This window comes from Oryzibacter oryziterrae, assembly GCF_021864535.1.
GTDB classification, from domain to species: Bacteria; Pseudomonadota; Alphaproteobacteria; order Rhizobiales; family Pleomorphomonadaceae; genus Pleomorphomonas; species Pleomorphomonas oryziterrae.
In genome coordinates this window covers 1-23857 of sequence record NZ_JAKJIC010000033.1, presented here as the reverse complement: position 1 = coordinate 23857, position 23857 = coordinate 1, and the positions used below count along the sequence as shown (strand labels likewise).

Genomic DNA, 23857 nt, shown 5'->3' with positions numbered 1-23857 from the left:
AGGTTCCGGTCATCGGAACCGGTGTGGCGGGCCGTCGGCGACCCGAACGGATGCACGCGCCAAGGGCGTGCGAAATGGATCGGCGCGCTGCCGATGACCTGGCAGGCCGTCGGCAGGAGCGGTCGCGCCAACTGCTGGTGACAGCGTCCTCGAGGGGGAACTGTCCCCCTCGCTCAGGGCGAAAGGTGGGGCGTCCAGCCTCGGCTCGCGACGGCCAGGCGCCCCATCGGAACCCGCCCCCGCGCACCGTCCCGGGCGTCACCGCGGCCTGCCTCGGCCCGCAGATGCCTTGCGGCCTTGCTGAAGCTTTCGGTCAGGGACTGCCCCTTGGCCTCGCCGCCGGAGGCCGTGATGCGAGCGCCCGGCAGCATGGGGAAGGTGACGATCGACACCTCCCAGAGGTCCACCTCGGCCACGCGGCGGATGCCGCTCTTGGCGTCGGTGCGGGCACTCACCGTGCGGAAGCCGATGGAGAGACCATCGAGAATTCCGGCCTGAACCAGGCTCATCACCTCCACCGCCTTTGCAACTCCAGATGCAAACTGGCCGGTGACCTTCAAACCCTTCGCGTCCTCCTCGATCTGCAACCATTGGCCGAGGATGATCGTGGGATCATGCTGGTAGAGCATCTTGATGCCGAGGGCGCCGCGCCGGCCGATCGAGCGGCGGAAGGCGCCCGGCAGCAGCATGTCGCCGGAGAGATCGGCAACGTTGAACAGGCTGGCGTAGCCACTGAAGGTGAGGTCACCGTCCGGCCCGATCTGGGCCACCGCCCCACCTCGGGTAACGGAGGCGGCCCTCATTGCACGCCTCCCAGCCGGCGCCCGTCACCGGGCAGGCGCAGCCGCGGCTGGGGCGAGGACGGCTTGCGGATGCGCTTTTCCACCTGTTCGCGAAACTCGCGGAAAACGTCCGAAGGGTCGAAACCGGGGGAAATGGGCGCGCCGCTCAGCCGCTGAATCAACGGCCGGAAAAGGCGAGTCTGCATCTGCATTTGGCGCTCCTTGTCGATGATGCGGAGACGGGGATTCAATTCGTTCATGCACAAATTCAGATGGTTCAGCGCCGCGCTTCATCGCAGCGCCAAGGCGTTCGCAGGTTGAGTCTGCGCCTTGGCATCCCATGCCAACGGGCTGACAATCTGATTCAGCTTCAACGGTTAAAATCGCTTAACGTTTTGAATCCGCTCGCTGTTAAAGTGATTCAACAGCGGCCGGATTCGTGAGTCGGATGAATCACTTGGGCAGGGTTGCTGAAGCGTCGGCTTCGGCGTTGAGACGGCGATTCAAGTGGGCGATTTCCGCGACGAAAGCGTCGAAGCGGCGGGTCTGCGCCACCAGTTCCCGCAACGTGAAGACGAGCAGAGAGCTCGCGCCCGTGGCCCAGAGGAACAGGGCGAGGTGCGCAAGATCGCCGCGTTCGGCGAAGATTTTCGTCACGTCCATGGCCGAGCGCCTCAGTTGGATCGGGGGATGACCGCGGCCTTCGTCACCGGTTCCGCTGCCCCGTCGCCCGGCCCGTAGCCCACCGCGGCGCGCTTCTCGTCGTCGGTCAGGAAGCTCGCGCGCCCCACCCGCTCCCACAGCACATCGCGTTCGCCCTGCAGCGCCGGCACCTGGTCGAGGTCGAGCTCGATGCTGAGGCTCTTTCCGTAGGTCGGGGCCAGCCAGCCGCCGAAGGCATCGGCGATGCGCTGGGCCAGCGGGATGATCGTCTGGCGCCACAGCACCCGATTGGCTTCCTGATAGTTCGCATAGGTTGCATCGCCTGGAATGCCCAGCAGCATGGGCGGCACACCAAATGCGAGTGCGATTTCGCGCGACGCCATGTTGCGCGCCTCGATGAAGTCCATGTCGCGCGGGGTCAGCGACATGTTCTTCCAGTCGAGCCCGCCTTCGAGCACCAGGGGGCGGCCGGCATTGTCGGCGCCCTGATAGCCCTCTTCCAGCTCGCGCTTCAGCCGCTCGAACTGGTCGTCACTGAGGCCGTTGGGACCCGAATAGACGAGCGCGCCGGAGGGCCGGGCGGAGTTGTCCAGCAGGGCCTTGTTCCAGCCGGCCGCGGCATTGTGCACGTCGAGGCTCACCAGCGCCGCCTCGATGGGCGGCAGGCCATAATGATCGTTGAGCGGATGGAAGCTGCGCATGTGCATGAGCGGCGCCGGGCCTCGCTCGGCGGTCGCCGGCAGCCGCACCGTCCGTCCATCCACCGTATAGTCATAGGCCTCCGGCCAGCCGTCGCGACCGGGCACGACGCGCAGGCGATCGGGTCTGAGGATGTTCAGCTCGAGCGGACGCCCGTCGATCTCGGTCAGCTCCACATAGGCGTTGCCCGCCACCATCAGGTGGCTCGCCACCGCCTCGACGAAGGTGGCAAACCCCTCGCGCGGATTGGGCCGCGCCATCAGGTCGAGCAGCGGATGGTGATCAAGATCCTGAACACCTTGACGCAGCATCCAGGGCACGCGCCCGACGCCCTCGGCCACCATGCGCACCGCCCGATGGACGAAGGGGTTGCGCATGTAGCCGCTGCGCGCCAGCTCGGCATAGTCGCTCGACGACCACACCGGACGTCCCGCGCCGGTGAAGGCCAGCGTGGCGCTCGGACGCGCGGTCTTGGTCTCGGCCGGCGCCGGTCTGGGTTTCAGGCCGAGCCGTTGTCGCCAGCTCATCGCCATGGCACACTCCCTTGCATTAACAGGTGGATACAGAACAAAACGAGATCAATCTTGTGGACGCGCGCGCCAAGGACTGGCATGATCGCGCGCCATCACTTGAGTCTCCCGCGATCCTTCCGGCGGTTTCCATGTCCCGTGCCGAGCGTCTTCTCACCCTGGTCCAGGCCTTGCGCCGGCGTCGTCGCCCGGTGGCGGGCGCCGAGCTTGCCGATGAGCTCGGCGTGTCGCTGCGCACGCTCTATCGCGACATCCAGGCTCTGGTCGGCCAAGGCGCGCCGATCGAAGGCGAGGCCGGCGTTGGCTATGTGCTGAAGCCCGGCTTCATGCTGCCGCCGCTGATGTTCACCGAAGACGAGATCGAGGCGCTGGTGTTCGGCGCCCGCCTCGCCGCCACGCGGGCCGACGATCGTCTGGCCTCGGCGGCGGAGAACGCGCTGGCCAAGATTGCCGCCGTGCTGCCGCGCGATCTGGCCGACCGTATGGAGACCACCGGCCTCATCGTCGCCCCGCCCTGGCGCGCGCCCGAGGATCAGGTGGATCTCGCGATGATCCGCACCGCCATCCGCAACGAGACGCGGCTCACCTTTGCCTATGTCAACGAAAAGGGCATTGCCACCACGCGCACCGTCTGGCCGATCGCCGTCGCCTTCTTCGAGCGGGCGCGGGTGCTCACCGCCTGGTGCGAACTCAGGCAGGACTTCCGTCACTTCCGCATCGATCGCATGGCGCAGGCCGTCGACCTTGGCCAGCGCTACCCGCGCCGCCGCCGCGTGCTGATGAAGGAATGGCGCGAGCTCGAACCCAACGCTCCCGATACCGGTTTCCGCCCGCTGCCGAACTGAGGCGGGCATCCCACCGCTGCGCCTTGCTCCGGTCGCTCCAAAGGACACGCCCATGATCGCCTTGCGCCCGATGCTCGACAGCGAGTTTGCCGCCTATCTCGATTACTTCATCCCCGACTATGCCGCCGAGATGGCCGCCAACTATCGCCTGCCCCTCGATCAGGCCGTCGAGCAGGCGCGCCGCGAGGTGGCGAACGACCTGCCGGACGGCCCTGTGACCGCCGGCCATGTCCTGTCCTGCCTCGCCATTGCTGAGGTCGACGCCCCCGTCGGCTATCTGTGGTACCGTCCGAATGTCGAGGCCGGCTCGGCCTTCATTCTCGATTTCCACGTCCGCCCCGCCTGGCAAGGCAGAGGGCTGGCCAAGGCTGCCCTGGCGGCGCTCGAGACGCGTCTCGCCTCCGAAGGCCTGCACCAGATCCGTCTGCGTGTCGCGGCCAACAATCATCGCGCCCGCCATGTCTACGAGTCCTGCGGCTTTGCCGTCACCGGCATCAACATGGCCAAGACCATCGGCACGGCGGCGTCGAAGCCCACCCCTGCGTCGGCGCATCCCGTCATCGCCCTTGAGCGCGCCGCCCTTGACCGATGGTGCGCGGGCGACCCGTCCGGCTTTCTGGAAATCTCCGCACCCGATGTGCGCTATTTCGATCCCTTCCTGCCCACGCGCCTCGACGGCCTCGACAAGCTCACCGCCTATTACGAGAGCCTGCGCGGCAAGATCTTCGCGCTGGTGCACGAGATGATCGAACCCGCCGTCACCGAGATCGGCGATACCGCGATCCTCAGCTTCCGCTTCGTGTCCCGGGCCGGCAGCGAGGGCGACGAGATGCGCTGGAACTGCACCGAGGTCTACCGCCGCGATGGGAACGGCTGGCGCATCGTCCAGACCCATTGGTCCTTCGGCGCCACGCCGAACTCCTGACATCATTTGGCAGCACGCAGCACCTGTGGTCATCGTCAGATGCGCAGCGGTAGTCGCCCGATGCCCGGACCTTCGCGCGCGGACGTCGCCCCAGGATTGCCATCCTGTTTCTTTTCCCGCGACCTTGCGAAGTCCTGCGCTTCGTTCCCGCCTTGCGAAATCTAGCAGGGCTTCGCCAGTTGCCGGAGGGGCAAGGCTGGTAGATCATCCCCTCGCCGCCGCACCTCCCGGCCGGTCGCCCTCGCGGAGCGCATCCGCCAGCGCAAGGAACTGCCCCATGAAGATCTCCGCTCGCAACGTTCTCGCCGGCACCGTGGTCAAGATCACCAAGGGAGCCACCACCGCTCACGTGGTTCTCGACGTCGCCGGCACCACGGTCACTGCCTCGATCACCAACGAAGCCGTCGATGATCTCGGCCTCAAGGTCGGCGACAAGGCCAAGGCCGTCGTCAAGGCCTCGGACGTGCTCGTCGCCATCGATTGATCGGATCGACCGGACGCTTTCAGCCCGCCGCGCACCCACGTCGCGGCGGGTTTTTCACGCGCCGTTGAAATGCACCGTGCCGAAGCCCGACACGTCGTAACCGCCGAGGTCGCGCGCGCGTTCGGCGAAGGCCTCGCTGCGGCAGAAGGCCATGAGGCGCTGCATCGGCGGCTCGAAAAAGGCCTGCCGCCAGATCATCAGATCGAAGCGCTCTTCCACCAGCGGCACGAAGTCGAGCCCGAACTGACGCGCGGCCGCCTCGATGCCGAGGCCCACTTCCGCCCGCCCGGTGGCGATGGCCAGGCCGAGATCGCTTTCCGATCGCTCGACACTCGATACCAACGTCAGGTCATCCCGTGTCATGCCCTCTGCGTCCAGCAGCTGGGTCAGCACCAGTTCCGAACCGGCGCTCGGCTGGCGGCTCTGGAAGCGCAGTCCACGCACCTGGCGGAGATTGCGGGGGCTGGCCCCGAGACCACGGCGGATCAACAGGCCGCGCTTGCGCTTGGCCCATTCCAGGAGCACCCAGGGCTCGCCGCCGAACAGTTCCGCGACCATGCCGACGTTCCAGTCGTCGGCCTCGGGGATATGCAGCCCCGCCGCGATACACTCGCCGGCCGCCGCCCGCTCGATGCCATCGAGCGCGCCGTCAAGAAAGGCGGCGATGCCCGAACGGCTTTCGCGCAGCGCCCATTCCAGCAGCGGATCGTGGCCGCCGACGCAGATGGACGGCCGCACCGCCGCCGGTTGGCGCGCGGTCAGGCTCACCGTCGGCATTTGCGCCGCCGCGCCCTTGCCGCCCGCCATCCAGTTCTCGATTTCCGCCCGGGCAAACAGCAGCTTGCCCGTCACCCGTCGCACCGGAATCTCGCCCTTGGCGACGAGGTCATAGACCTTGCGCTCCTTGACGCGCAGGAGGTCGGCGATTTCACGGGTGGTGAGGAAATCCGACATGGCAGCCAATCTTGCATGATTTCCGGAAGGGATTCCCATTCGCGGAATTTTTGCAGTCTTTCACATGAAATCGCAGGAACGCTATGGGAAATCCTCCCGCGATCGCGAATAGGTACTCTTGCGTATCACTACAGACCCCACCCGACGCAGAAATCTGTCAAGGCGCGGCGAAAAGGGTGCCGACCGAGGAACCGGAGCGGAATGGACTTGCAGGTCCAGGAGCACCGGAAGCCGAGGTCGGCGCGCTTTGCAGCCCGCCTTCACCGCGCGCCGCAGAAATCTGTCAAGACGCGGCGAAAAGGGTGCCGGCCGAGGAACCGGAGCGGAATGGACTTGAAGGTCCATGAGCACCGGAAGCCGAGGTCGGCGCGCTTTGCAGCCCGCCTTCACAGATTTCTCACCTTCGGTTCGGCGCCGGTCAGCATCAGCGCCGTAATCGCCCACACCAGCGCGTCCAGCCGATCGGGCGAGCGACCGCCGGAGAGGCCGTCGAGGCCGAAGTCGCACATTTCATCCTCGAGGTCGGCGAAATGGCCGGCGTGGCGCACGCGGCCCTGCGCATAGAGCGCGGCCACCGGCTCGGCGCGGACCCATTTGCCGCGCGTCGCCCGCACCACGGCCACGGGAACGCGGGCATCCACCTGGGCGATGACTGACGACACCATGTCGCCGCCCTGATTCACCTCGGCCACCAGCCGGTCGGCGCTCAGGGCGTGATAGAGCGCCACGGCGCGCGCCGCCCAGATTTCCGGGCGCACGCCGCGCACGGTCGCGTCTTCCAGCACGATCGCCCGTCCCTCGCCGTCGAGGCCGGCGGCGATCAGGCCGCAGGCGTCCGACGTGCGGTTGGAGCTCGCCGGCGGGTCGATGGCCACCACGATGCGCGTCATGGCCGGGCGGCCGGTGATGCGGATCGCCTCCAGCTGCGCCCGGCTCCACAGCGCGTCGGCGCGTTCCTCGATCAGCTCGCCGTCCAGCTCCTGCCGGCCGAGCCGGGTGCCCTCATATTGCCGAACCACGGCGCTCAGGAAGCCCTTGGCGAGGAAACCGGCGTTGTCGATCGTGCGCGAGTGCGTCACCACCGTATCCGGCGCCTTGATCAACCTGCGCATCAGCGGCACGGCACGCGGCGTCGTCGTCACCACCTGGCGCGGACGGGTCCCGAGGCGCAGGCCGAATTGCAGCATGTCGAAAGTGGCGTCGGCATGTTTCCATTTGGCCACCTCGTCGGCCCAGGCCGCGTCGAACTGCGGGCCGCGCAGGGCGTCGGGATCCTCCGACGAGAAGGCCTGCGCCAAGGCGCCGTTGCTCCATTCCAGACGGCGCAGCGACGGCGACCAGCGCGGCCGTTCCGCCTCGGCATGAACACCGATCAGCCCCGACACGCCCTCGATCATCACCTCGCGCACGTCATGCAGCGTCTCGCCCACCAGCGCGATGCGCCCGGCAACCGGACCGCCGGCATGCGGCAGGCCGAGCACGCAGGCGCGCACCCATTCGGCGCCGGTGCGCGTCTTGCCGGCACCGCGTCCGCCCATCACCAGCCACACAGTCCAGTCGCCGGGCGGCGGCAGCTGATCGGGTCGGGCAAACAGCGGCCAATGCGTGCCGATGAACTCGCGTTCGGCGTCACTCAGCCTCGCCAGCAAGGCCCGGCGCTCGTCCGTCGACAGTCGCTTCCAGAGCTGCGAGAACCGATCGAGCCAATCCGGCGGCAGGGTTTCCTGGTTGCTTGTCACGGGCGCTCCTTGGGTTGCGGTCGAGTTCGGTCACCTTGGAATGGGCCGCCGCCAGCGCTGTCAGCGCTTTGACGTCCCGCTCGTCGACCTCGTCCCCCGCGCCCAGAATGCGCCCCTCCAGGCGGCTGACCATCACCGCCAGGATCCGTTTCATCGAAAGCGACAGCGCCGCCATGTCGGGCTCGCTGGCCCGTTCCTTCAGCGTCGTCAGCCGTGCTGCAGAAGCCATCACCGGCCGCCGCGCCGTCCAGCCGCCGGTGGCCGCATGGCGCTCGACCGTCTGCCGCGTCACGCCGAAGCGAAGCGCGATATCAACCACTGGCTCCTGCGTCTGTTCATAGGCGATCCGCACTGCGTCCCACGGCACGACCTTCCTGCGCAGCGGCGGACGGCCCGCAGAGCCGCCGCCCGCCTCGGTGGCGACCGTCAGGGCTTCCTCGCCCAGCAAATCCGGCTGCATCCCGTCCATGCCAAACTCCCCGCCGCCAACCCTCCGGCCGGCACGGCAACAAAAAAGCGGCGAACCTTCCGGCGCGCCGCTTACAACTGTGAGATCATGCCAAAACACTAGCTCGCCAGCGTTACGCTGTCAAGTGTGTATTTCAAGAAATGTTATCCCCGGTTGTGTAAAATATTGCAAGTTCAGGCTACCTGCCTTAGCCAGGACCGGCTGCAGGCCACTTGTCGAGTACGGCGACAACCGGTTGGCCGCCGTACCCGCGTGTCACATCACTTGGGCGGATCGCACTTGAGGCTGCTGTCGCCCAGCTTGGTCCTCAGATAGTCCCGGAGCGTTGCGGGCTGGTCGACACCCGACACCCCGCCCGTGCTCGTCCAGAAGCGGTCGAAGGTGACGCGTGCATTGGGCATGGAGTAACGAGACTTCTCGTAATTGCCGGTATTGCCGCAGACGTGTGTCTTGATGAAGGATGCGTAGGTGTCAAACTGCGCCAGGGTATTGAAGCTGGCTGGCATGGCGATATGGCAGGTGCGGCACGCCGGCTTGACCACACGATTGTACAGGCTCGTGTTGCCGGCCCAGCCTGGCGGAACGAATCCGCCCGTGAAGTTGCTGGTGCTCGTCGGGTACCACCCGTCGACAAGCTCACGGATCGGGTCCCCCGCTTTGGTCGTCTGGCGTACATAGTCGTTCAGCTTGCGGAACTCGTCCTGCAGGTCCGCCTTGCGATAGCCGTCCCGGTCGGCAAAGGCGAAATTGCCGAGATCGAACGGCAGGAACTTGGCCCCCAGTGCCGGCGTCGGAGCCGTGGCAGGATCGCCGTAGTGCGTGTAGTTGGGCGACGCGCCGTGGCAGACGACACAATTGCCCGGGATGTACTTGCTTCCGCGGCCGTCGAGATTGGCCTGCCGTACCAGGCGGCCATTCGGCGCGAACACCAGGAACTTGGTGAACTTCTTGCCGCTGTTGATGCCCGTGGTCGCCGAATATTCCATGGCGACGCAGGCCACCAGAAGATCGCCGTTAATGGCCCGGTTCAACAGCGGATCTTCGCCGCGCAACGGATCGGAATAGGGATGGTTGCAGACATAGAATGCCTTGCCCTTGGAGGTCGAGGTGGCATGCATGGCGCGCTCGAGACCAAGGTCAGCCAGGTTGACATAGGTTGCCGAAACCGTCGTGCTCGGCACGACAACCTTCCCGGCGTCGGCGTCCGATCCCAGCATGCCAAGCGCGGTAAATCCCCAGCTCTTCTTCCACTGGGCAAAGGTGATCTCGCCGGTCATCACCTTGCCATTGCAGCCGGTGGCAAAGCCCAAGGCCTTGTAATAGGCACAGGACGTTTCGGCCGTATCGGCGCCGGTGTCGGGATAGTCACTGCCGCGTGTCGACCAGAAAGTGAGGAACTGGTCGAGCTGGCCGGCCTTTGCCGAGGGCAAGGCGGCTGCCGGTGTGGACGCAACCGGGGTTTGCACGGGCCCGTCGGCGGCATTGATGTTGACCCCGCCTTCGACATATCCGCCCCTGCGGTCGTCGATCAGGACATAGGCGTCGTACCACCCCTTGTCGGCCGGCAACTTCCAATCGAAGATGAGTTCCCAGACCGTGCTGTCGATCTGCGTTATCGACACCTGCGAGATGGTGCCGAAAGGCGACTTCACCGTCTCCTTGGGTACCAGCGCGCCGCCTGGGTCGCTGTAGCGTGCGCGAATATGCACCGTCGAACCGGGGGGGACGCGCACCACTTTCTGGTAACCGCCCCCGAGGATGATCGGATACTCCACCTGCAACAGCTTGAAGCGCGGGCTCCGGTTGTCCATGAACAGGTCAACGCTCGGCAAGCTGAACTGGTTGCCCACCGGAATCTTGTAGATGGTCGAGCCGCAGGTCACCCGCACCTCATAGGTGCCAGGGGCTGTGGGCGTGGTGATGCCCGGTCGGGACGGGGCATTGCCATACTCACCGAAGCGCCCCAGATCAAAGGGGCCCTGCACTGAAACGCCATTTTTATACAGCGAGTAAGTTCCGATGATATTCTTTCCGAAATAAGGACTTACATAGTAACAATAGGTCCCGTCCAGAAACTTGATGCGACCAGCTTCGGCGGCCAGTGTGGAAATCAGCATCACTGCGATGCCGATTGCCAAGGCAATCAGTCTTTTCATCGTCAATGTCCCCCTGAAACAAACAACGCGCTGCGCGTGGACTCCACCGAAGCGCAAAATCACTGCTACAGGTCCCCCCGGCCTTCAGCAGTCACATTGGTAACATTGGTAAATAGTGACACGAAAAAAATTTAAGTAAATACCCTAACCTCAACGCCCGAGACCGAACCATGCGCCCGGCTGACAGGGCCACGTCGCTCAGGTCTGGTACGAAAAAGACAACCGCGATGATCAGGCTGTTGGCGGCCAACCGGAACGTGCCGGCGGGCCAGTGGAGTTCCCACTTTACGCGAGCCCCGAAGAAGCTGATGTCACCAAGGTTGCTTTACCGCTGCGCCTCGTGCTCTGTACCGCTCGCAAGACGACAGCGCGTGTCCTCGACCTGTGGGTGCAGGAAAAGGCCCACAGCGCCCGGATGTCCGGGCAGCCATCGACGCATCTGCCCACATAGCCCCTTGTGCAGAAAGATGCTCGTTCCAGCTGAAGCAAGGGACAGGCACCTCAGGCGCCCGTCCCAATGGATCACGGCTTCACCTTGTAGACCGTCCCTAAACCCGACGCGCCGCCGTAGGTGGTCGTTCCATAGATCACGCCGCCAGCACCGACGATCGGATCGCCCACGGCGATGATGCTACCTGCCTGGGTGGGCAGATAGACCGACATGGTCTCCGTCCATTTGCCGCTCGCCGTCGCCGGCGGGGTCAGCCTGAAGACGGTCTTCGTAGTGGAGCCGATCAGGGCGCCCGCGGCGTTGAAGGTCAGACCGGCGAAGGGGCCCGCCCCGTCCTTGCCACCCTTGAAGTTGTAGATCACCTTTTCGGTCCAGGCCGTCTTGCCAGCCGCCGGCGGGGTCAGCTTGAAGACGGTGCCCTGGCCGGGGATGGCCGAACCGGGATTGCCGCCGCCCGTGGTCGTGCCATAGAGCGCCCCCTTGGCGTCGGCCACCAGATCGCAATAGGGCGATACGCCATCGGGGCTGACCTTGAAGTTATAGAGGATGGTCTTCTTCCAGGCCGTCTTGCCGGCGGCAGGCGGAGTCAGCTGAAACACGGTGCCCTGGCTATTGGTGCCGCCGAAGGCCGTGGTGCCGAACACCTTGCCACTCGCAGCCACCAGCAGGCCCCCATTGGGGGCTGCACCGTCCGGCGTCTTCATGAACGACGTCAGCACGGTCTCGGTCCAGTTGGTCTTGCCCGGAGCCGGCGGTGTCAGCTTGTAGGCCATGCCGCCATCGCTCGGGCCGCCGCCGTAATAGGTGGTGCCATAGAGCGCGCCGGCCTTGTCGAAGACGACGCCGGCGTTCGGAGCGGCGCCGTCCATATTGCCCTTGAAGGCGTAGAGCACCGTCAGCGTCCAGGCGCCGGTGCCCGACTTTGGCGGTGCCAGCTTGAACACCGTACCGAGCCCGCTGCTGCCGCCGCCCTGCGTGGTCCCGTAGAGATTGCCTTTCGCATCCCAGGTCAGCCCGGACTGCGGACCGGCGCCGTCACTGGTTCCGTTGAAGGAATAGAGGACGGTCTCCACCCAGGCGCCGCCGCTGGTGGCCGGTGGCGTCAGCTTGTAGACGACGCCCTTGCCCGCGCTGCCGCCAAGTGTGGTGGTGCCGTAGAGCGCGCCGGCCTTGTCCGCGATCACGCCGCCATTGGGCCAGTATCCGCCAGCGCCCGGCTGGAAACTGTAGATCACCGTGTGGGTTGCTGCGCTTGCGTCAAAGGCCGCTGCGATTGCGGAAACAGAAAACAGTATTTTGGCAAATTTAAGCAAGACAATCTCCAAAGTTCTATTTTAAAACGTCACGCAGGCAGAAATATATGACTTCTTCACATGAAGAAGCGAAGCCTTGTCGCCGTCAGTACGTTGCTTTCGTCCGAGTTGCACTACGCTCGGCGGCATCCCCTGCACTAGACTCCTTTAGCGCAAGGTATAGAACAAAATCAATGGTGCTAGTTCTGATTTACAATGCTTAAGCATACCGGAGTGCCGTCGGTCTGCGGCATTTTCGCACAGAGCTTCACAAGGAGATCGGAGACGCGATAGCGGCGGCGCTCCGGGTTACCCTCTCTGATTGAAAGGCGGCTCTGACAAGCCGATCGCCGCTCTCCCCCGGTCAATAGCCGTTATACCGGCCCGGCTTGTGGTTCACTGCCATCACCAGGTTCAGCACCACGGCGCCGGCGACCGACAGGGCCATGTCGTGCAGGTTCAGCACGAAGAAGGCAGCGGCGGTGATCAGGCTGTCGACGGCCATCTGGAACTTGCCGGCGCGCCAGCCGAGCTTCTCCTGAACGAAGGCGCCGAGGATGCCGATGCCGCCGAGGCTGGCCTTGTGGCGGATCAGCGACAACAGACCGATGCCCACCAGGAAGCCACCTGCCACCGCCGCAAACAGCGGGTCGATGAAGTCGATGCGCAGGAAATGCGGCATCAGCACGCTTTCGAGCGAAAGCAGGCCGACGGCGATGAAGCTCTTGATGGTGAACTCGCGCCCGAGCGTGATCCAGCCGAAGGCATAGAAGGGCAGGTTCAGCACGAAGAGCACCGGGCCGACGCCGAAGCCGCTGGCATAGTGGATCAGGAAGGCAACACCCGCCGTGCCGCCGGTGGCCAGATGCGACTGGCGGAAGAACTCGATGCCGACTGCCGCATAGAGCGTCCCCATCAGGATGGCCAGCGCGTCTTCCCAAGGGCGATGGCGGGCGAGCGTTTCCTTGGCATCGGCATCAGTGGTCATTGGGTACCTCGGCAAGCACGAACAGCGACAGGAGGATGGATACAGGTCCCGACACTGCAGCTTTTAGGCCAGGTTCACAAATAGGTCAATATTGTTGACATAAATTTCCCCACGTGATTTGCTGGCTTCAGCGACGCACCGAGATCGGCAGCGCCGACGGTGGCGGGTTGAGGCTCGCCACGGCAAGAGCACCCACCAAGCAGGTTGAAACAACCCGATCGAAAAACGGCTGCTCAGACTTTTGAATCTGGAGGGAGTTGGACCATCATGAACTGGGATCAGGTTTTCGCCACCCGCGCCGGCCGGATGAAGGCGTCGGAGATCCGCGAACTGCTGAAGCTGCTCGACCAGCCGGACATCATCTCCTTTGCCGGCGGCATCCCCGATGCGCGCCTGTTCCCGGCCGAGGCCTTTGGTGCTGCCTATGCGGAAGTCCTGTCCGGTCCCGATGCGGTGCCGGCCTTGCAATACTCGGTGTCGGAAGGCTACCGCCCCTTGCGCGACTGGCTGGTCGGCCATATGGCCCGGCTGGGTGTCACCTGCAGTGCTAACAACGTGTTCATCGTCTCCGGCTCGCAGCAGGGCCTCGACTATCTCGGCAAGCTGTTCCTGAGCCCCGGCGACACCGCGCTCGTCACCTTCCCCGCCTATATGGGTGCGCTCGGTGCCTTCAATGCCTATGAGCCCGCCTATGACCGGCTCGACCCGCGGTCCAACCGCGAGGTGGAGAGCTATCGCGACAAGGCCGCGGCGACCGGGGGCCGGGTGAAGTTCGCCTATTGCGTTCCCGACTTCTCCAACCCCACCGGCGAGACCCTGTCGCGGGCCGACCGCGAGGCGATCCTCGATCTCACCGAGGCGCTCGATATCCCCGTCATCGAGGATGCGGCCTATCAGGCGCTGCGTTTCGACGGGGATAACGTGCCCTCTATCCTCGCCTTGGACCTTCAGCGACATAACGGCGACATTGACGCCGTGCGCACTGTCTACTGCGGTTCCTTTTCCAAGACATTGTCGCCGGGCTTGCGCCTTGGCTGGATCGTGGCCGGCAAGGACTTGATCCGCAAGCTGGTTCTGGCCAAGCAGGCGGCGGATCTGCACACCTCCACCATCAATCAGGCGGTGATGGCCAAGGTGGCCACCCGCCTGTTCGACGCCCAGGTGGACACCATCCGCGCCGCCTATCGCCACCGCCGCGACCGCATGCTCGCCGCCCTCGACCGGCACATGCCCAAGGGGGTGCAATGGACCCGACCGGAGGGCGGCATGTTCGTCTGGGTCACGCTGCCCGAGGGCATGGACGGCGCCGATCTCCTGGCAAAATCCCTGCAAAGCCAACGCGTTGCCTTCGTCCCAGGCCGCGCCTTCCACGCCGACGGCTCAGGCGCCAACACCCTCCGCCTCTCCTACTCCTGCGCCTCGGACGAGATGATCGACGAGGGGATTGCGCGGTTGGGACGGCTGATCGAAGGGGAGATGGCCGGGGTGTAGAGGGAGCGCGATCCTTGGCGATGGCGCCAACTCAGCAGCCAAAACCTTTGATTTTTCTGTCGTTTACCCCTCTCTCCAACTCTCCCCCACAAGGGGGAGAGGGCCGGGAATGTGGTTCGGCCAGAACCTTCCAAGATTGGGATATGAAGCGAGACAGCAAGCCTCTGCAGGTTCTGCAAGGAACCGATCGGCGCCCTCTCCCCCCTTGTGGGGGAGAGTAGGAGAGAGGGGTAACCCACATTAATTCAGCTGCTTACGCTGATCGCCCAAGCCTCCAAGCCAACACAACATACTGCCCCTTAAATCCGTCAAAACGCGGCGAAAATGGTGTCTGACGAAGCCCCGAAGCGGAATGGACTTTGAGGTCCACGAGCCTGGGCAAGCTGAAGCAGACACCAATTCCCGCCCATTTTCACGGATTTAATACCCGTTGTAGCGGCCGGGTTTATGATTGACGGCAAGGATGAGGTTCAGCACCACCGCGCCGAGCACCGACAGGGCTACGTCCTGCCAGCTCAGAACCAGGAAGGCGGCGGCGACGATCAGGAGGTCGCAGGCCATCTGGAACTTGCCGGCCCGCCAGCCGAGCTTCTGCTGCACGAAGGCGGCGAGCACGCCGATACCGCCGAGACTTGCCTTGTGGCGAAGCAGGATCAGCAGACCGACGCCGACGAGAATGCCGCCGACAATCGTCGCGAACAGGGGGACAGCGAGGTTGATTGCGAAAACATGTGGCATGACAAGGCCTTCGCCGGCAAACAGCGCCACGGCGGCGAAGGTCTTGAGGGTGAACTCCCGGCCCATGGCGAGCCAGGCGAAGACGTAAAAGGGCAGGTTCAGCACGAAAAGCACGTTGCCGATCGGGTAGCCGGAGACATAGTGCACCAGAAAGGCAAGGCCCGCCGTGCCGCCGGTGCCCAGGTGGGCATGACGGAAAAACTCGACGCCGAGGGCACAGAGCAGCGTGCCGGTGATGATGGCCATGGCATCCTCCAGGAAGCCATGGCGGGCGGGGTCGAGCAGGCTGTCGTCGGTCATCGGGTCCGGCCTTTTGGAAATCATGTGCGGCGCCAACGCTCTATGCACTTTCCGAGCGCCGCACAAGCCGGAGCTTGCCGGATCGTCACTTCAGGATGATGAAGCTCGCCGGCTTTGTGGCACCCCAGTTGCCGGGCAGGAAGCCGATCATGACCATGAAATCGACACCGGTTCCCGCCGTGTTACCCATCAGGGTGAACAACGGCTGTTCAGGCGAGCTTGGGTCATAGGTCACCATCAGTTCGCCGGCGGCTCCGGTGAAGGCGTTGACGATCTTGAAATGCTGAACGCCCGCCACCTTACTGTTAGCGTCGACCCGCGACAGATCGATGCGATCCTTGGCCGGATGGAAGGACGTGATGATGTCCGGCTTGGAGGGCATCGAGTCCGAAACCTTGTTGAAGACGACGGTATCGGCCGCGTCGTCATGGATGGGTTTGCCGCCGGAAGTGACGCCCTTCAGGCCGCAATCGATCATGTCGCCGCCGTCACCACCCACTAAAGTGTCGGCGCCGGTGGCCCCGAACAGGGTGTCCTTGCCGGCTTCCCCGCGCAAGGTGTCGTCGCCGTCACCGCCTTGGATCAAGTCGTCGCCACCGCCGCCGACGCCGGTGTCATCGCCCTCCATCAACAGGATATCGTCGGTCAGATCCCCGCCGAATACCGTGTCATTTCCGTCGGTTGCGGCGATGAGAGCGCCTTTGCTCGCCTTGGGCAGCTTGGCCCCCTTTGCCGGGCCCTTCACCTCGATGAAGTCACCCTTCTTAGAGGATGTGGCAGTACCGGTGATGATCAACAGATAGTTCGGTGCGCTGCCGACCTTCGTTGAAGCCGTGTCGGCGTCCTCATAGTCGACGCGCAGGCTGTCGGACTGCTGGCTCAACACGAACTGTTCGAAGCCGGTGATGGTGTCGCCGCCCGGCCCCTGATGCTTGCCCTTGGTGAGATCGATGGTCACGCCGGTGGCCGAGTGGTAATAGCTGATACTGTCGGACCCGAGGCCGCCATTCCAGCGGTCGGCGGCGCCATTGTTGTTGTCCTCCACGGTATCGTTGCCGCCTTCCATCCAGGCATAATCCGCTTTCAGCCCTCCTTTGGCGACGTCCGTCCCGCCGCCGGCATGCAGCGTGTTGCTGCCGGCCTTGGTGTCGGCGTCCAGCTGGAAATCGTCGTAACCTGAGGTACCGGTCATGGTGTCGACGCCATTGCCGGGATGGAAGGTGTCGCCCTCGTGAACACCGCCAAACCCGGCAGCAGCCTCGGGCAGATCGCCGAACAGGGTGTCGTCCCCGTCGGCGCCGTAGAGTTCATCGGCACCTTCGCGACCGTGCAAGGTATCATTACCCTTGCCGCCATAGAGATCGTCGTTGTCGCTGCCGCCGTCGAGGCTGTCGTTGCCGTCTTCTCCGTCGATGACGTCGCGCCCGCCTTCACCGATGATCGTGTCGTTGCCCGGTCCGCCCCAGGCCTGATCGTTACCGCCGCCGGCGCGGATGTCGTCGTTGAGCTTGTAACCCCAGATGTGGTCTTCGCCGGGATTGCCGATCAACGTGTCGGCCCGATTGCCCAATACCTGCTTGCCGCCGGATGTGGTGTAGCAATCGCCGACAATGTCGGAATAGCTGGAATGCTTGGTCTCGCATTGCCCCGCAAAGGCAAGCTGTCCCGAAGCCATGAGCGCAGTTGTTGCCAGAAGACAAAGTGATTTCATGGAAAACCTCCGCAATATAATCACATATTGCCACAGCGAAATGTGTCTGTCTTGCACCCGGAAGCTGATTTTCCCGATCCCCTGTGACACCGGGTGCGGGAATATGCGGCAGAATGAATCAATCTGACTCCTCATGAACCCGCATGGACTCGCCTGCCGATTGACCGGGACTGCCTCAAGAATGTTATCGCCATGCCCACAGGCGCATGGCATGCTGCCCCCGGACATTTGCTTATTTGACTTTTTGTGGGGGATCGGTCGATGGCTTCGCTTGGCAAGGGTGGCAATTGGCGCAACTGGGTCGGCAATCAATCCTTCGTGGCGCGCCATCGCAATGTTCCGGAGAGCGAGGCTGAACTCTGCGAACTCGTCGCGCTCGCCACCAGCCAGGGCATGGGTGTACGCGTCGCCGGCTCGGGCCATTCCTTCACGCCCGTGGTGGCGATCAACGGTCTTCAGCTCAGCCTCGAAAAGCTCAACGGCGTCGTTTCCGTCAACCAGGAGGCCAAACGCGTCACCGTCAAGGCCGGCACCCGCATCAACCAGATCGGTCGGGAGCTGAAGGCGCTCGGCCTGTCGCTGCGCAATCAGGGCGACATCGACAGCCAGGCCATCGTCGGCGCCATGACCACTGGCACCCACGGCACCGGCCTCACCCTCGGCAACCTCGCCTCCTCGGCCGTCGGCTTTCGCATCGTGCAGCCGGATGGCTCCGTGCTCGCCTTCAACGATACGACCGACCTCGACATGGTCAACGCCGCCCGCGTCTCCATCGGCATGCTCGGCGTCATCTCCGAGGTCACCATTTCGGTGATGGAGGCCTACAATCTCAAGGAAAAACTCTGGCGCGACGATTTCGAGACCGCCATGGCCAAACATGACGAGCTCGCCGCCGAGAACCGCCACTTCGGCTTCTTCTGGTGCCCGACGCCGGAATCCCGCCATCTCTATTGCCTGCCGGACCTGTCCGCCGTGTCCACCACGGACAAGGATTACGACTGCTGCGAGATGAAGGTGATGAACATCACCGACGAGGCGCCCTTCGAGAACGAGGCAACCTTCGAGCGTGCCGCCTATTCATCGGAGATCTATCCGATCACCTATGTGCCGAACTTCCACGAGTTCGAATATGCCGTCCCCGTCGAAGCTGGCGTCGCCGCCCTGCGCGAGATCCGCGCGCTGATCCTCAGCAAGCACACCAACTGCATCTACCCGGTGGAATACCGCTTCATCGCCGGCGACGACGCCATGCTGAGTCCCTTCTACAAGCGCCCCAGCGTGATGATCTCCGTCTCCGGCGGCCCCGGCATCGACTATTGGGAGTTCCTCACCGACTGCGACACCATCCTGCGCCGCTACGACGCCCGCCCGCACTGGGGCAAGCTGCATTTCAACGAGCGCGAAGACCTGCCCCGCCTCTATCCCCGCTACCACGACTTCTGCGCCATCCGCGACCGCCTGGACCCCAGGGGCGTGTTCCTCAACGATCATCTGAGGGCGCTGTTCGGGTGAGGCGCCGGAATGTGGGGACCGCCCTGACGCGGCCCCAAGTCGCCCACGTCGCGAGCGTCACTTGAGGACTATGAACTCAGAAGGCGGCACCTGCAGAAAGCTGCCTTTGGCGTTGGAAATCGAGACGAGGAAGTCCACCCGCCGGTCACCATTGATATCGCCCTTCAGCAGGATGGACGACTGCAAACTGGATAGCTTGTTCAACTTCACCAGCAACTGACCAGGTTTTCCTGTAAATTTGGACACCAGTTTGAAGGGTTGCCTGCCACCATGAATAGCATCGGCGTCCAGCTGGCTCAGATCAATCTTGTCCTGTTTAGGATTGAAGTGAGAAATGACGTCGGTCTTCTTGACGGTTGACTCACTCGCATTCTCATAGCGCACAATATCAACTGCCCCATTGTCAGTCTCGTTATCTATTGAACCGCAGTTTATTGCGTCAGCACCTTGACCGCCAATAATAGTGGCTTTGCCAAGCCCACCATCAATCTCGTCGTCCCCTGCTTCACCAAACACTGTGGCGTCAGAGAAACCAACAATGGAGACAAAGTCTGCACCCGCACCCGCGTGGACAGTACCTTGGCCAAAAATAATACTGTCGGAGCGCGATCCGGTAGTGACGTCGACGGGCCCGATCGGCAGAATGATCAACGCACCGCCGCCTTGCCTGGATCCCGTGCCATCCTTGACCACGATGTGGTCGAGGACAGTGTCATCTTTTGGCGTGTCATAGGTTAAAATCTCTAGCGAATGCAGAGGTGCCCCGAAATCTCGCGTCGTATCCGACACATCATAGCTCACCGTGAACGTATCGCTGAATGGAGTGAGCACAAACCTTTCGAAACCCTTGATGATGTCACCATTTGGCCCCACGGGGGGATTTGCAGTCAGATCAACCGCAACAGGACTTCCCGTGAAATAGAACTCATCAAAGCCCGCCCCTCCATACCAATGATCCGGCAGCCCCGCCGGCTGGTCCAAAACTCGGTCATCGCCAGCATCAAGCCAGATGGTGTCCGCCTTGGTGCCGTCCCGAACCTCATCATTGCCTGCCCCTGCGTGACCGATATCCGAGCCGCTTGCCTTGAAACTCGCGCTCAAATTGAGACTGTCGTCGCCGGATGAACCGGTCAGTCGATCATCGCCAGGCCCCGGATACAGCATATCTCCAATGAACCGCCCATCGACGACACCACTTCCCGGAGGCCCCGCAATCAACACGTCATTGCCCTCCCCGCCATCAAGGTCATCGGAACCCGCCCCGCCGGACAAAATGTCGTCGCCACTTCCCCCGAACAACTGGTCGTTTCCACCAAGCCCTTCGATGCGGTCATTCAACGTGCCCCCATCGAGATCCTCGCGTGAGTTCGTTCCGACCAGATGATCCTCTTGCGCTCGATAAACCCGCTTTCCATCAATAACTTCGCAGTCGCCGACAATCATTGGAAGGCTTATTCCATACCTGCACTCTGCGCTAGCATTGAAGGCGAACAGGACAAACATGGCAAGATGGAAGGGAAACAGCTTCAAATTGCACCTCAAGACAATGATGATTTGTATTTTTACAATCTTGAATTGTCAATATGTCCAAGAAGTTACACACTAGAAACCTATCGAGCCCGGGCGCAACACGTCGGGGTTGGGCTGCCGCCTTGGAGCGATCCCGTTTCGTCATCCGGCGCAGACTGCTTAGTTGTACGGGTCTCAAGAAACGAGTTGCGACTACGCTCGACCACCAACGCCCGCCCGCACTGGGGCAAGCTGCATTTCAACGAGCGCGAAGACCTGCCCCGCCTCTATCCCCGCTACCACGACTTCTGCGCCATCCGCGACCGGCTCGATCCTAGGGGCGTGTTCCTCAACGATCATCTGAGGGCGTTGTTCGGGTGAGCACAAGGCGAAGGGTGGTCTTTGAACGGCCATGCTGACCCATGGCCCCCAAAGGCTGCCGATGAGTGTGCCTGACTCAAGATGACTCCGCCTGGACCGACATGGACTCGGTCTTCACAGGATTTGCGTGCCGCTGACAGCCGCGCCAATGGCGACGAGCAGCGCCAGAACCACCAGCGTTCCAACGCGATGCTGACGGATGTCGGCGGCGGAATGGGCCTTGCGATCTCCGTCGAGTGCAGCCAGGTGGCGGCGACGCACGTGGACGAGACACAGGATGTTGGCGGCGATGGCCAGCAGACCTGCCGTGGCCATGGTGGCAAGCGCCATGTCCCAGTGGACGATCCGTGCCGCCATCAGGCTGCCGGTGACGCCCACCCCAAGGGCGGCTGGCATCTCGACGGCAAGGTCAACGCGATAATGCAGGCGGGCCAACAACTTGTCAGCCGCCCACCCCTGTCCGGACAGCGTTCGCTCGAACAGGACTTCGGTCATCACACAGCCGATCCACAGGCCGGCGAACAGGATATGCAAAAGAAGAACGAGCGACATGGCTGACCTCGCGGCCACGTTGATAGTGCCCCAGTCTTAGCCGATTCGCGCCCCAAGCGGCGAATGGCACCGGTGGGAGCCGATGCCATTGCCAAACCGTGCAAGGGGTGGTGGATCACTCGGCCTTGGGCAGCTGATAGTCCTTGACCAGGATGAGCTTCAAGAGCTCGGTCGGTGTGGTCTTGGCCCGCTCGGCCACATCCTTGAGCTTGTCCGATGCACTGGCCGACGGATCGACAGCGGCGAGCTTGCCGAGCACGGTCTCTTCCGGAAGGCCGAGATCCTTGGCCGCCTCGCTGACATATTTGCCGCCATAGCCCATGCCCTCGAAGCGGGCCTCGACGGCTTCAGGAGTCCATGCAGCCGTTGCATCAATGGCTTCCGGGCGCACTGCGGGAATGGCGGTCTGCACGTCGACCCACAGTTCGGCCGGCGAGGTCGAGTTGGCATCGGCAACCTGGCGCACCGTCTGCTGCTCGCCCACCACCGTCCAGCCAGCATCGCGCAGGGCACCGATGATCTCGGCCGGCGTGGTGGCGGTGCGCAGCGCCAGCGTCTTCAGCGTCACCTCTTCGGCATGACCGAAGGGCGGTTCCATCGCCGGATCGACCGACCAGGACGCCTTGATGGCGCTGCTGAGGTCGAGAACATAGGTGAAGGGCGGCACTTCATAGAGCGTGCAGGCCACCAGGACCGCCATGAAGGCCGCCGCCGCCGGTCCCTCGGGCCGGATCTTGACGCGCTGCTGGAAGCGGCTGCGCAGATAGGCCATGAACTGGCGCCAGTTGTACCATAGGTGCAACAGGCCGATCACGATGAAGAACAGGCTGGACGTCAGATGTATGTCGCCCCACTGCCCCTTGGTGAGGCCGACCATCGACCAATCCACCCAGTTGGCCACCCGCCCCTCCGGAATGGTGAACAGCATCACGCCCGTGACGCTCATCACCACAAACCCGCCGGTGGTCATCATCGACGTGTAAGCCCGCCAATTGAACCCCTGCGGCCCATGCCCCAAATCCGACATTTCATCCTCCTGAGAAACCCCACCGAGCCCCGCCCGGTCTTCACAGAGGACTATCTGCCGATTTGGATATTTCAGTAATCTCTAATATGTAAGAAGAGATGACAGGGAGATACAGTTGGATACAAAGGAGGGAGAAGGATAAGGGGAAATACTTTGGTATTATTACAGTAAATAGCAAAATTCCCCAAATAACACCGCTACATTTCGACATAGCATAAGATTTTGTCTGTAAAGCACACCAAAATGAGCACCTCCCCCTAAATCTACCTACCTATGCATAGCGCTCCAAAAGCTCCAATAACTTCCAGAACCAATCCAAAGCTCCAAAATGGTAGGCTCCAGCGATCGCTGGCCCCCATTTTCCCATCTTCTTTAGGAGCTTGATCAGGTTCGGACCAAAGTTGTCGGCTTCATCCTGAAGGGCTTTGCCAAGGCTGTTCCTGGCCCTGTCACCCACCTTGAGTTCCTTGGCCCAATCCGCGGCAGCAACGACCTTGCCTTTGCAATATCCCAGCACCGGGATCGCCAGATTTTTCAGGATATTGGACACACTCTCAATGAGATCTGCAGCGAGGTCCTGAGCTCCAACGTCAATGGTGGCCTGCCAATCCTCTCGCTGAGCCAAAGCGGCCAGACTGTTGAGCGCTTCAGGGATCGCTTGGTCAACAACAGTAGCGATTTCCGGTACACGCAAAGCCTCGGCAAACTCTATGGCAACTTGCGGTGCCGCTGCGACTTCTTCATTGGAAAGGCGGGCGTCGGCAGCATTGCGCAAGAAGCTGCGCCAAGCGGGAAACTGTCTCAATGTCCGGTCGAATGCCAACAACGTGCTGGCATAGCTCACCGCCAGAAAACCTGGCCACTCGTCATTGACGGTCGTCACATAGCCCTGCAGTTTCTGTTCCGTGTGAGCAATGCGAAACAACTCCACTTCGGTGGGAGCGGAGAGAGGCAGGCGCTGGGTTAGCCTTTCAAGAAAGTCGATGGATCGCTGATCGATGTTGTGGACCTGCCGCGCATCTCCAACCAGATCCTGAAGCTCCTGCTTCAGTGCTATCAATGCAGAATCCAGAGAGGTCTTGGACAAGTCCGACGGCACCGGCTTTGCCGGCAGCACCAACTGTCCTTCAAGCCATTCTGGCTCTATCGCGGCTGGGCGAGGAGCCGGAATCTCGATATGCGTATTACTTTGTGATTTCCCCCAATACTTGTCTTGTATCTCTTTGATCAGCCCCAAAACCCGCTCCGGCCCCGCCTTCCAGACCTCATCCGGAATCGTCGCGATCTCGATGTCCATCTCTCTGATCGCCGGACGCCCCCGCCTTGCTGCAGCAGCATCTCCCTCCAGTCGATCCCTGTACCAATTGACGAACACCTCCCAATGAGCCCCGTCGGCAAGCAGGACATCGTTCATGCCGTCGATCGCCTCCTGTGCCCATCTAGGGGCGTCGTTCGGCCAAAGAGTATTCGCATGCAGCGCCTGCCCAATCACAAGCGCGGAACAATCCTGAGATATGGATTGCCACATATCAGCGGCGGCGAGGGAAGTAGCAGCGGCGTCGACCGCGGCGCGGGAGGCGGTGGCGGCGGCAGCGATGGCGGCGTTGGCGCTGGAAGCGGCGGCGGCGCGGGAGGCTGCGGTGCTGGCGGCGGCGGCGC

At 63.0% G+C, this 23857-nt stretch carries 21 protein-coding genes and 1 pseudogene; 6 read left to right on the top strand and 16 right to left on the bottom strand.

The annotated features are described in order from the left end of the window. Positions 1-173: 173 nt before the first annotated feature. From L2I41_RS20795 to L2I41_RS20780, 4 genes are all read right to left on the bottom strand, one after another. A complete protein-coding gene (locus L2I41_RS20795) occupies positions 174-803 on the bottom strand; it encodes an HK97 family phage prohead protease (RefSeq protein ID WP_237155542.1) in 630 nt (209 codons plus the stop codon). Further along, entirely contained in the window at positions 800-1042 is a 243-nt protein-coding gene (locus L2I41_RS20790; RefSeq protein WP_237155541.1) for a hypothetical protein, read from the bottom strand. The genes L2I41_RS20795 and L2I41_RS20790 overlap by 4 nt, the downstream gene beginning before the upstream one ends. Before the next feature lie 193 nt (positions 1043-1235). Further along, positions 1236-1445 (bottom strand): hypothetical protein, encoded by a 210-nt coding sequence (locus L2I41_RS20785; RefSeq protein WP_237155540.1) that lies wholly within the window; start codon positions 1443-1445, stop codon positions 1236-1238. A gap of 11 nt (positions 1446-1456) precedes the next feature. After that, a complete protein-coding gene (locus L2I41_RS20780; RefSeq protein ID WP_237155539.1) occupies positions 1457-2677 on the bottom strand; it encodes a phage portal protein in 1221 nt (406 codons plus the stop codon). 128 nt (positions 2678-2805) lie between these two features. On the opposite strand from L2I41_RS20780, the gene L2I41_RS20775 reads away from it, so the two are divergent. From L2I41_RS20775 to L2I41_RS20765, 3 genes are all read left to right on the top strand, one after another. After that, a complete protein-coding gene (locus L2I41_RS20775; protein WP_237155538.1) occupies positions 2806-3519 on the top strand; it encodes a helix-turn-helix transcriptional regulator in 714 nt (237 codons plus the stop codon). A 52-nt stretch (positions 3520-3571) separates the two neighbouring features. Continuing rightward, the gene (locus L2I41_RS20770; protein ID WP_237155537.1) at positions 3572-4444 is read left to right on the top strand and encodes a GNAT family N-acetyltransferase; all 873 of its coding nucleotides are present in this window, start codon (positions 3572-3574) and stop codon (positions 4442-4444) included. Positions 4445-4721: 277 nt separating this feature from the next. Beyond that, positions 4722-4928, top strand: a complete 207-nt coding sequence (locus tag L2I41_RS20765) for a TOBE domain-containing protein (protein WP_237155536.1) — start codon at positions 4722-4724, stop codon at positions 4926-4928. 54 nt (positions 4929-4982) lie between these two features. Here L2I41_RS20765 and L2I41_RS20760 read toward each other — a convergent pair whose 3' ends face one another. From L2I41_RS20760 to L2I41_RS20735, 6 genes are all read right to left on the bottom strand, one after another. Continuing rightward, a complete protein-coding gene (locus tag L2I41_RS20760) occupies positions 4983-5882 on the bottom strand; it encodes a substrate-binding domain-containing protein (protein ID WP_237155535.1) in 900 nt (299 codons plus the stop codon). Positions 5883-6268: 386 nt separating this feature from the next. Then, on the bottom strand, positions 6269-7531 hold the full coding sequence (locus L2I41_RS20755; RefSeq protein WP_444875211.1) for a DNA-packaging protein: 1263 nt from the start codon (positions 7529-7531) through the stop codon (positions 6269-6271). Further along, entirely contained in the window at positions 7512-8090 is a 579-nt protein-coding gene (locus tag L2I41_RS20750) for a helix-turn-helix domain-containing protein (protein ID WP_237155534.1), read from the bottom strand. Before L2I41_RS20750 ends, L2I41_RS20755 begins: the two co-directional genes overlap by 20 nt. A gap of 260 nt (positions 8091-8350) precedes the next feature. Continuing rightward, positions 8351-10246 carry a hypothetical protein gene (locus L2I41_RS20745; protein WP_237155533.1) on the bottom strand — a complete coding sequence of 632 codons (1896 nt, stop codon included), beginning with the start codon at positions 10244-10246 and terminating at the stop codon, positions 8351-8353. A gap of 522 nt (positions 10247-10768) precedes the next feature. Next, positions 10769-12010 (bottom strand): choice-of-anchor tandem repeat GloVer-containing protein, encoded by a 1242-nt coding sequence (locus tag L2I41_RS20740; protein WP_476191111.1) that lies wholly within the window; start codon positions 12008-12010, stop codon positions 10769-10771. A gap of 343 nt (positions 12011-12353) precedes the next feature. After that, positions 12354-12977, bottom strand: coding sequence for a YitT family protein (locus L2I41_RS20735; RefSeq protein ID WP_237155531.1), 624 nt, complete (start codon positions 12975-12977; stop codon positions 12354-12356). Between the two features lie 264 nt (positions 12978-13241). Here L2I41_RS20735 and L2I41_RS20730 point away from each other — a divergent pair, with 264 nt between their 5' ends. Beyond that, the gene (locus L2I41_RS20730; protein ID WP_237155561.1) at positions 13242-14468 is read left to right on the top strand and encodes an aminotransferase-like domain-containing protein; all 1227 of its coding nucleotides are present in this window, start codon (positions 13242-13244) and stop codon (positions 14466-14468) included. A gap of 420 nt (positions 14469-14888) precedes the next feature. Here L2I41_RS20730 and L2I41_RS20725 read toward each other — a convergent pair whose 3' ends face one another. Together L2I41_RS20725 and L2I41_RS21580 are read right to left on the bottom strand one after the other, a co-directional pair. After that, complete coding sequence (locus L2I41_RS20725; protein WP_237155530.1) at positions 14889-15530, bottom strand: YitT family protein; 642 nt, start codon at positions 15528-15530, stop codon at positions 14889-14891. Positions 15531-15591: 61 nt separating this feature from the next. Continuing rightward, complete coding sequence (locus L2I41_RS21580) at positions 15592-17217, bottom strand: calcium-binding protein (protein ID WP_304610571.1); 1626 nt, start codon at positions 17215-17217, stop codon at positions 15592-15594. Positions 17218-17478: 261 nt separating this feature from the next. On the opposite strand from L2I41_RS21580, the gene L2I41_RS20705 reads away from it, so the two are divergent. Next, positions 17479-18729, top strand: a complete 1251-nt coding sequence (locus tag L2I41_RS20705) for a D-arabinono-1,4-lactone oxidase (RefSeq protein ID WP_237155529.1) — start codon at positions 17479-17481, stop codon at positions 18727-18729. A gap of 57 nt (positions 18730-18786) precedes the next feature. Here the strand turns inward: L2I41_RS20705 and L2I41_RS20700 are convergent, their stop codons facing one another. Continuing rightward, positions 18787-20259: a calcium-binding protein gene (locus L2I41_RS20700; RefSeq protein WP_237155528.1), complete on the bottom strand. Its 1473-nt coding sequence runs from the start codon at positions 20257-20259 to the stop codon at positions 18787-18789. A gap of 207 nt (positions 20260-20466) precedes the next feature. Here L2I41_RS20700 and L2I41_RS20695 point away from each other — a divergent pair. Then, a pseudogene (locus L2I41_RS20695) lies at positions 20467-20619 on the top strand (D-arabinono-1,4-lactone oxidase); the annotation flags it as partial. A 114-nt stretch (positions 20620-20733) separates the two neighbouring features. Here the strand turns inward: L2I41_RS20695 and L2I41_RS20690 are convergent. From L2I41_RS20690 to L2I41_RS20680, 3 genes are all read right to left on the bottom strand, one after another. Further along, positions 20734-21171 (bottom strand): hypothetical protein, encoded by a 438-nt coding sequence (locus tag L2I41_RS20690; protein WP_237155527.1) that lies wholly within the window; start codon positions 21169-21171, stop codon positions 20734-20736. A gap of 115 nt (positions 21172-21286) precedes the next feature. Further along, positions 21287-22198 carry a DUF4405 domain-containing protein gene (locus L2I41_RS20685; RefSeq protein WP_237155526.1) on the bottom strand — a complete coding sequence of 304 codons (912 nt, stop codon included), beginning with the start codon at positions 22196-22198 and terminating at the stop codon, positions 21287-21289. Between the two features lie 271 nt (positions 22199-22469). Further along, positions 22470-23857: hypothetical protein (locus tag L2I41_RS20680; RefSeq protein ID WP_237155525.1), on the bottom strand; the 1388-nt coding region annotated here is incomplete at its 5' end.

Bases quoted from the DNA above. Each gene is read 5' to 3' on its own strand.
- L2I41_RS20795 (WP_237155542.1), bottom strand. From the start codon at position 803: ATGAGGGCCGCCTCCGTTACCCGAGGTGGGGCGGTGGCCCAGATCGGG.
- L2I41_RS20790 (WP_237155541.1), bottom strand. From the start codon at position 1,042: ATGAACGAATTGAATCCCCGTCTCCGCATCATCGACAAGGAGCGCCAA.
- L2I41_RS20785 (WP_237155540.1), bottom strand. From the start codon at position 1,445: ATGGACGTGACGAAAATCTTCGCCGAACGCGGCGATCTTGCGCACCTC.
- L2I41_RS20780 (WP_237155539.1), bottom strand. From the start codon at position 2,677: ATGGCGATGAGCTGGCGACAACGGCTCGGCCTGAAACCCAGACCGGCG.
- L2I41_RS20775 (WP_237155538.1), top strand. From the start codon at position 2,806: ATGTCCCGTGCCGAGCGTCTTCTCACCCTGGTCCAGGCCTTGCGCCGG.
- L2I41_RS20770 (WP_237155537.1), top strand. From the start codon at position 3,572: ATGATCGCCTTGCGCCCGATGCTCGACAGCGAGTTTGCCGCCTATCTC.
- L2I41_RS20765 (WP_237155536.1), top strand. From the start codon at position 4,722: ATGAAGATCTCCGCTCGCAACGTTCTCGCCGGCACCGTGGTCAAGATC.
- L2I41_RS20760 (WP_237155535.1), bottom strand. From the start codon at position 5,882: ATGTCGGATTTCCTCACCACCCGTGAAATCGCCGACCTCCTGCGCGTC.
- L2I41_RS20750 (WP_237155534.1), bottom strand. From the start codon at position 8,090: ATGGACGGGATGCAGCCGGATTTGCTGGGCGAGGAAGCCCTGACGGTC.
- L2I41_RS20745 (WP_237155533.1), bottom strand. From the start codon at position 10,246: ATGAAAAGACTGATTGCCTTGGCAATCGGCATCGCAGTGATGCTGATT.
- L2I41_RS20735 (WP_237155531.1), bottom strand. From the start codon at position 12,977: ATGACCACTGATGCCGATGCCAAGGAAACGCTCGCCCGCCATCGCCCT.
- L2I41_RS20725 (WP_237155530.1), bottom strand. From the start codon at position 15,530: ATGATTTCCAAAAGGCCGGACCCGATGACCGACGACAGCCTGCTCGAC.
- L2I41_RS21580 (WP_304610571.1), bottom strand. From the start codon at position 17,217: ATGAAATCACTTTGTCTTCTGGCAACAACTGCGCTCATGGCTTCGGGA.
- L2I41_RS20705 (WP_237155529.1), top strand. From the start codon at position 17,479: ATGGCTTCGCTTGGCAAGGGTGGCAATTGGCGCAACTGGGTCGGCAAT.
- L2I41_RS20690 (WP_237155527.1), bottom strand. From the start codon at position 21,171: ATGTCGCTCGTTCTTCTTTTGCATATCCTGTTCGCCGGCCTGTGGATC.
- L2I41_RS20685 (WP_237155526.1), bottom strand. From the start codon at position 22,198: ATGTCGGATTTGGGGCATGGGCCGCAGGGGTTCAATTGGCGGGCTTAC.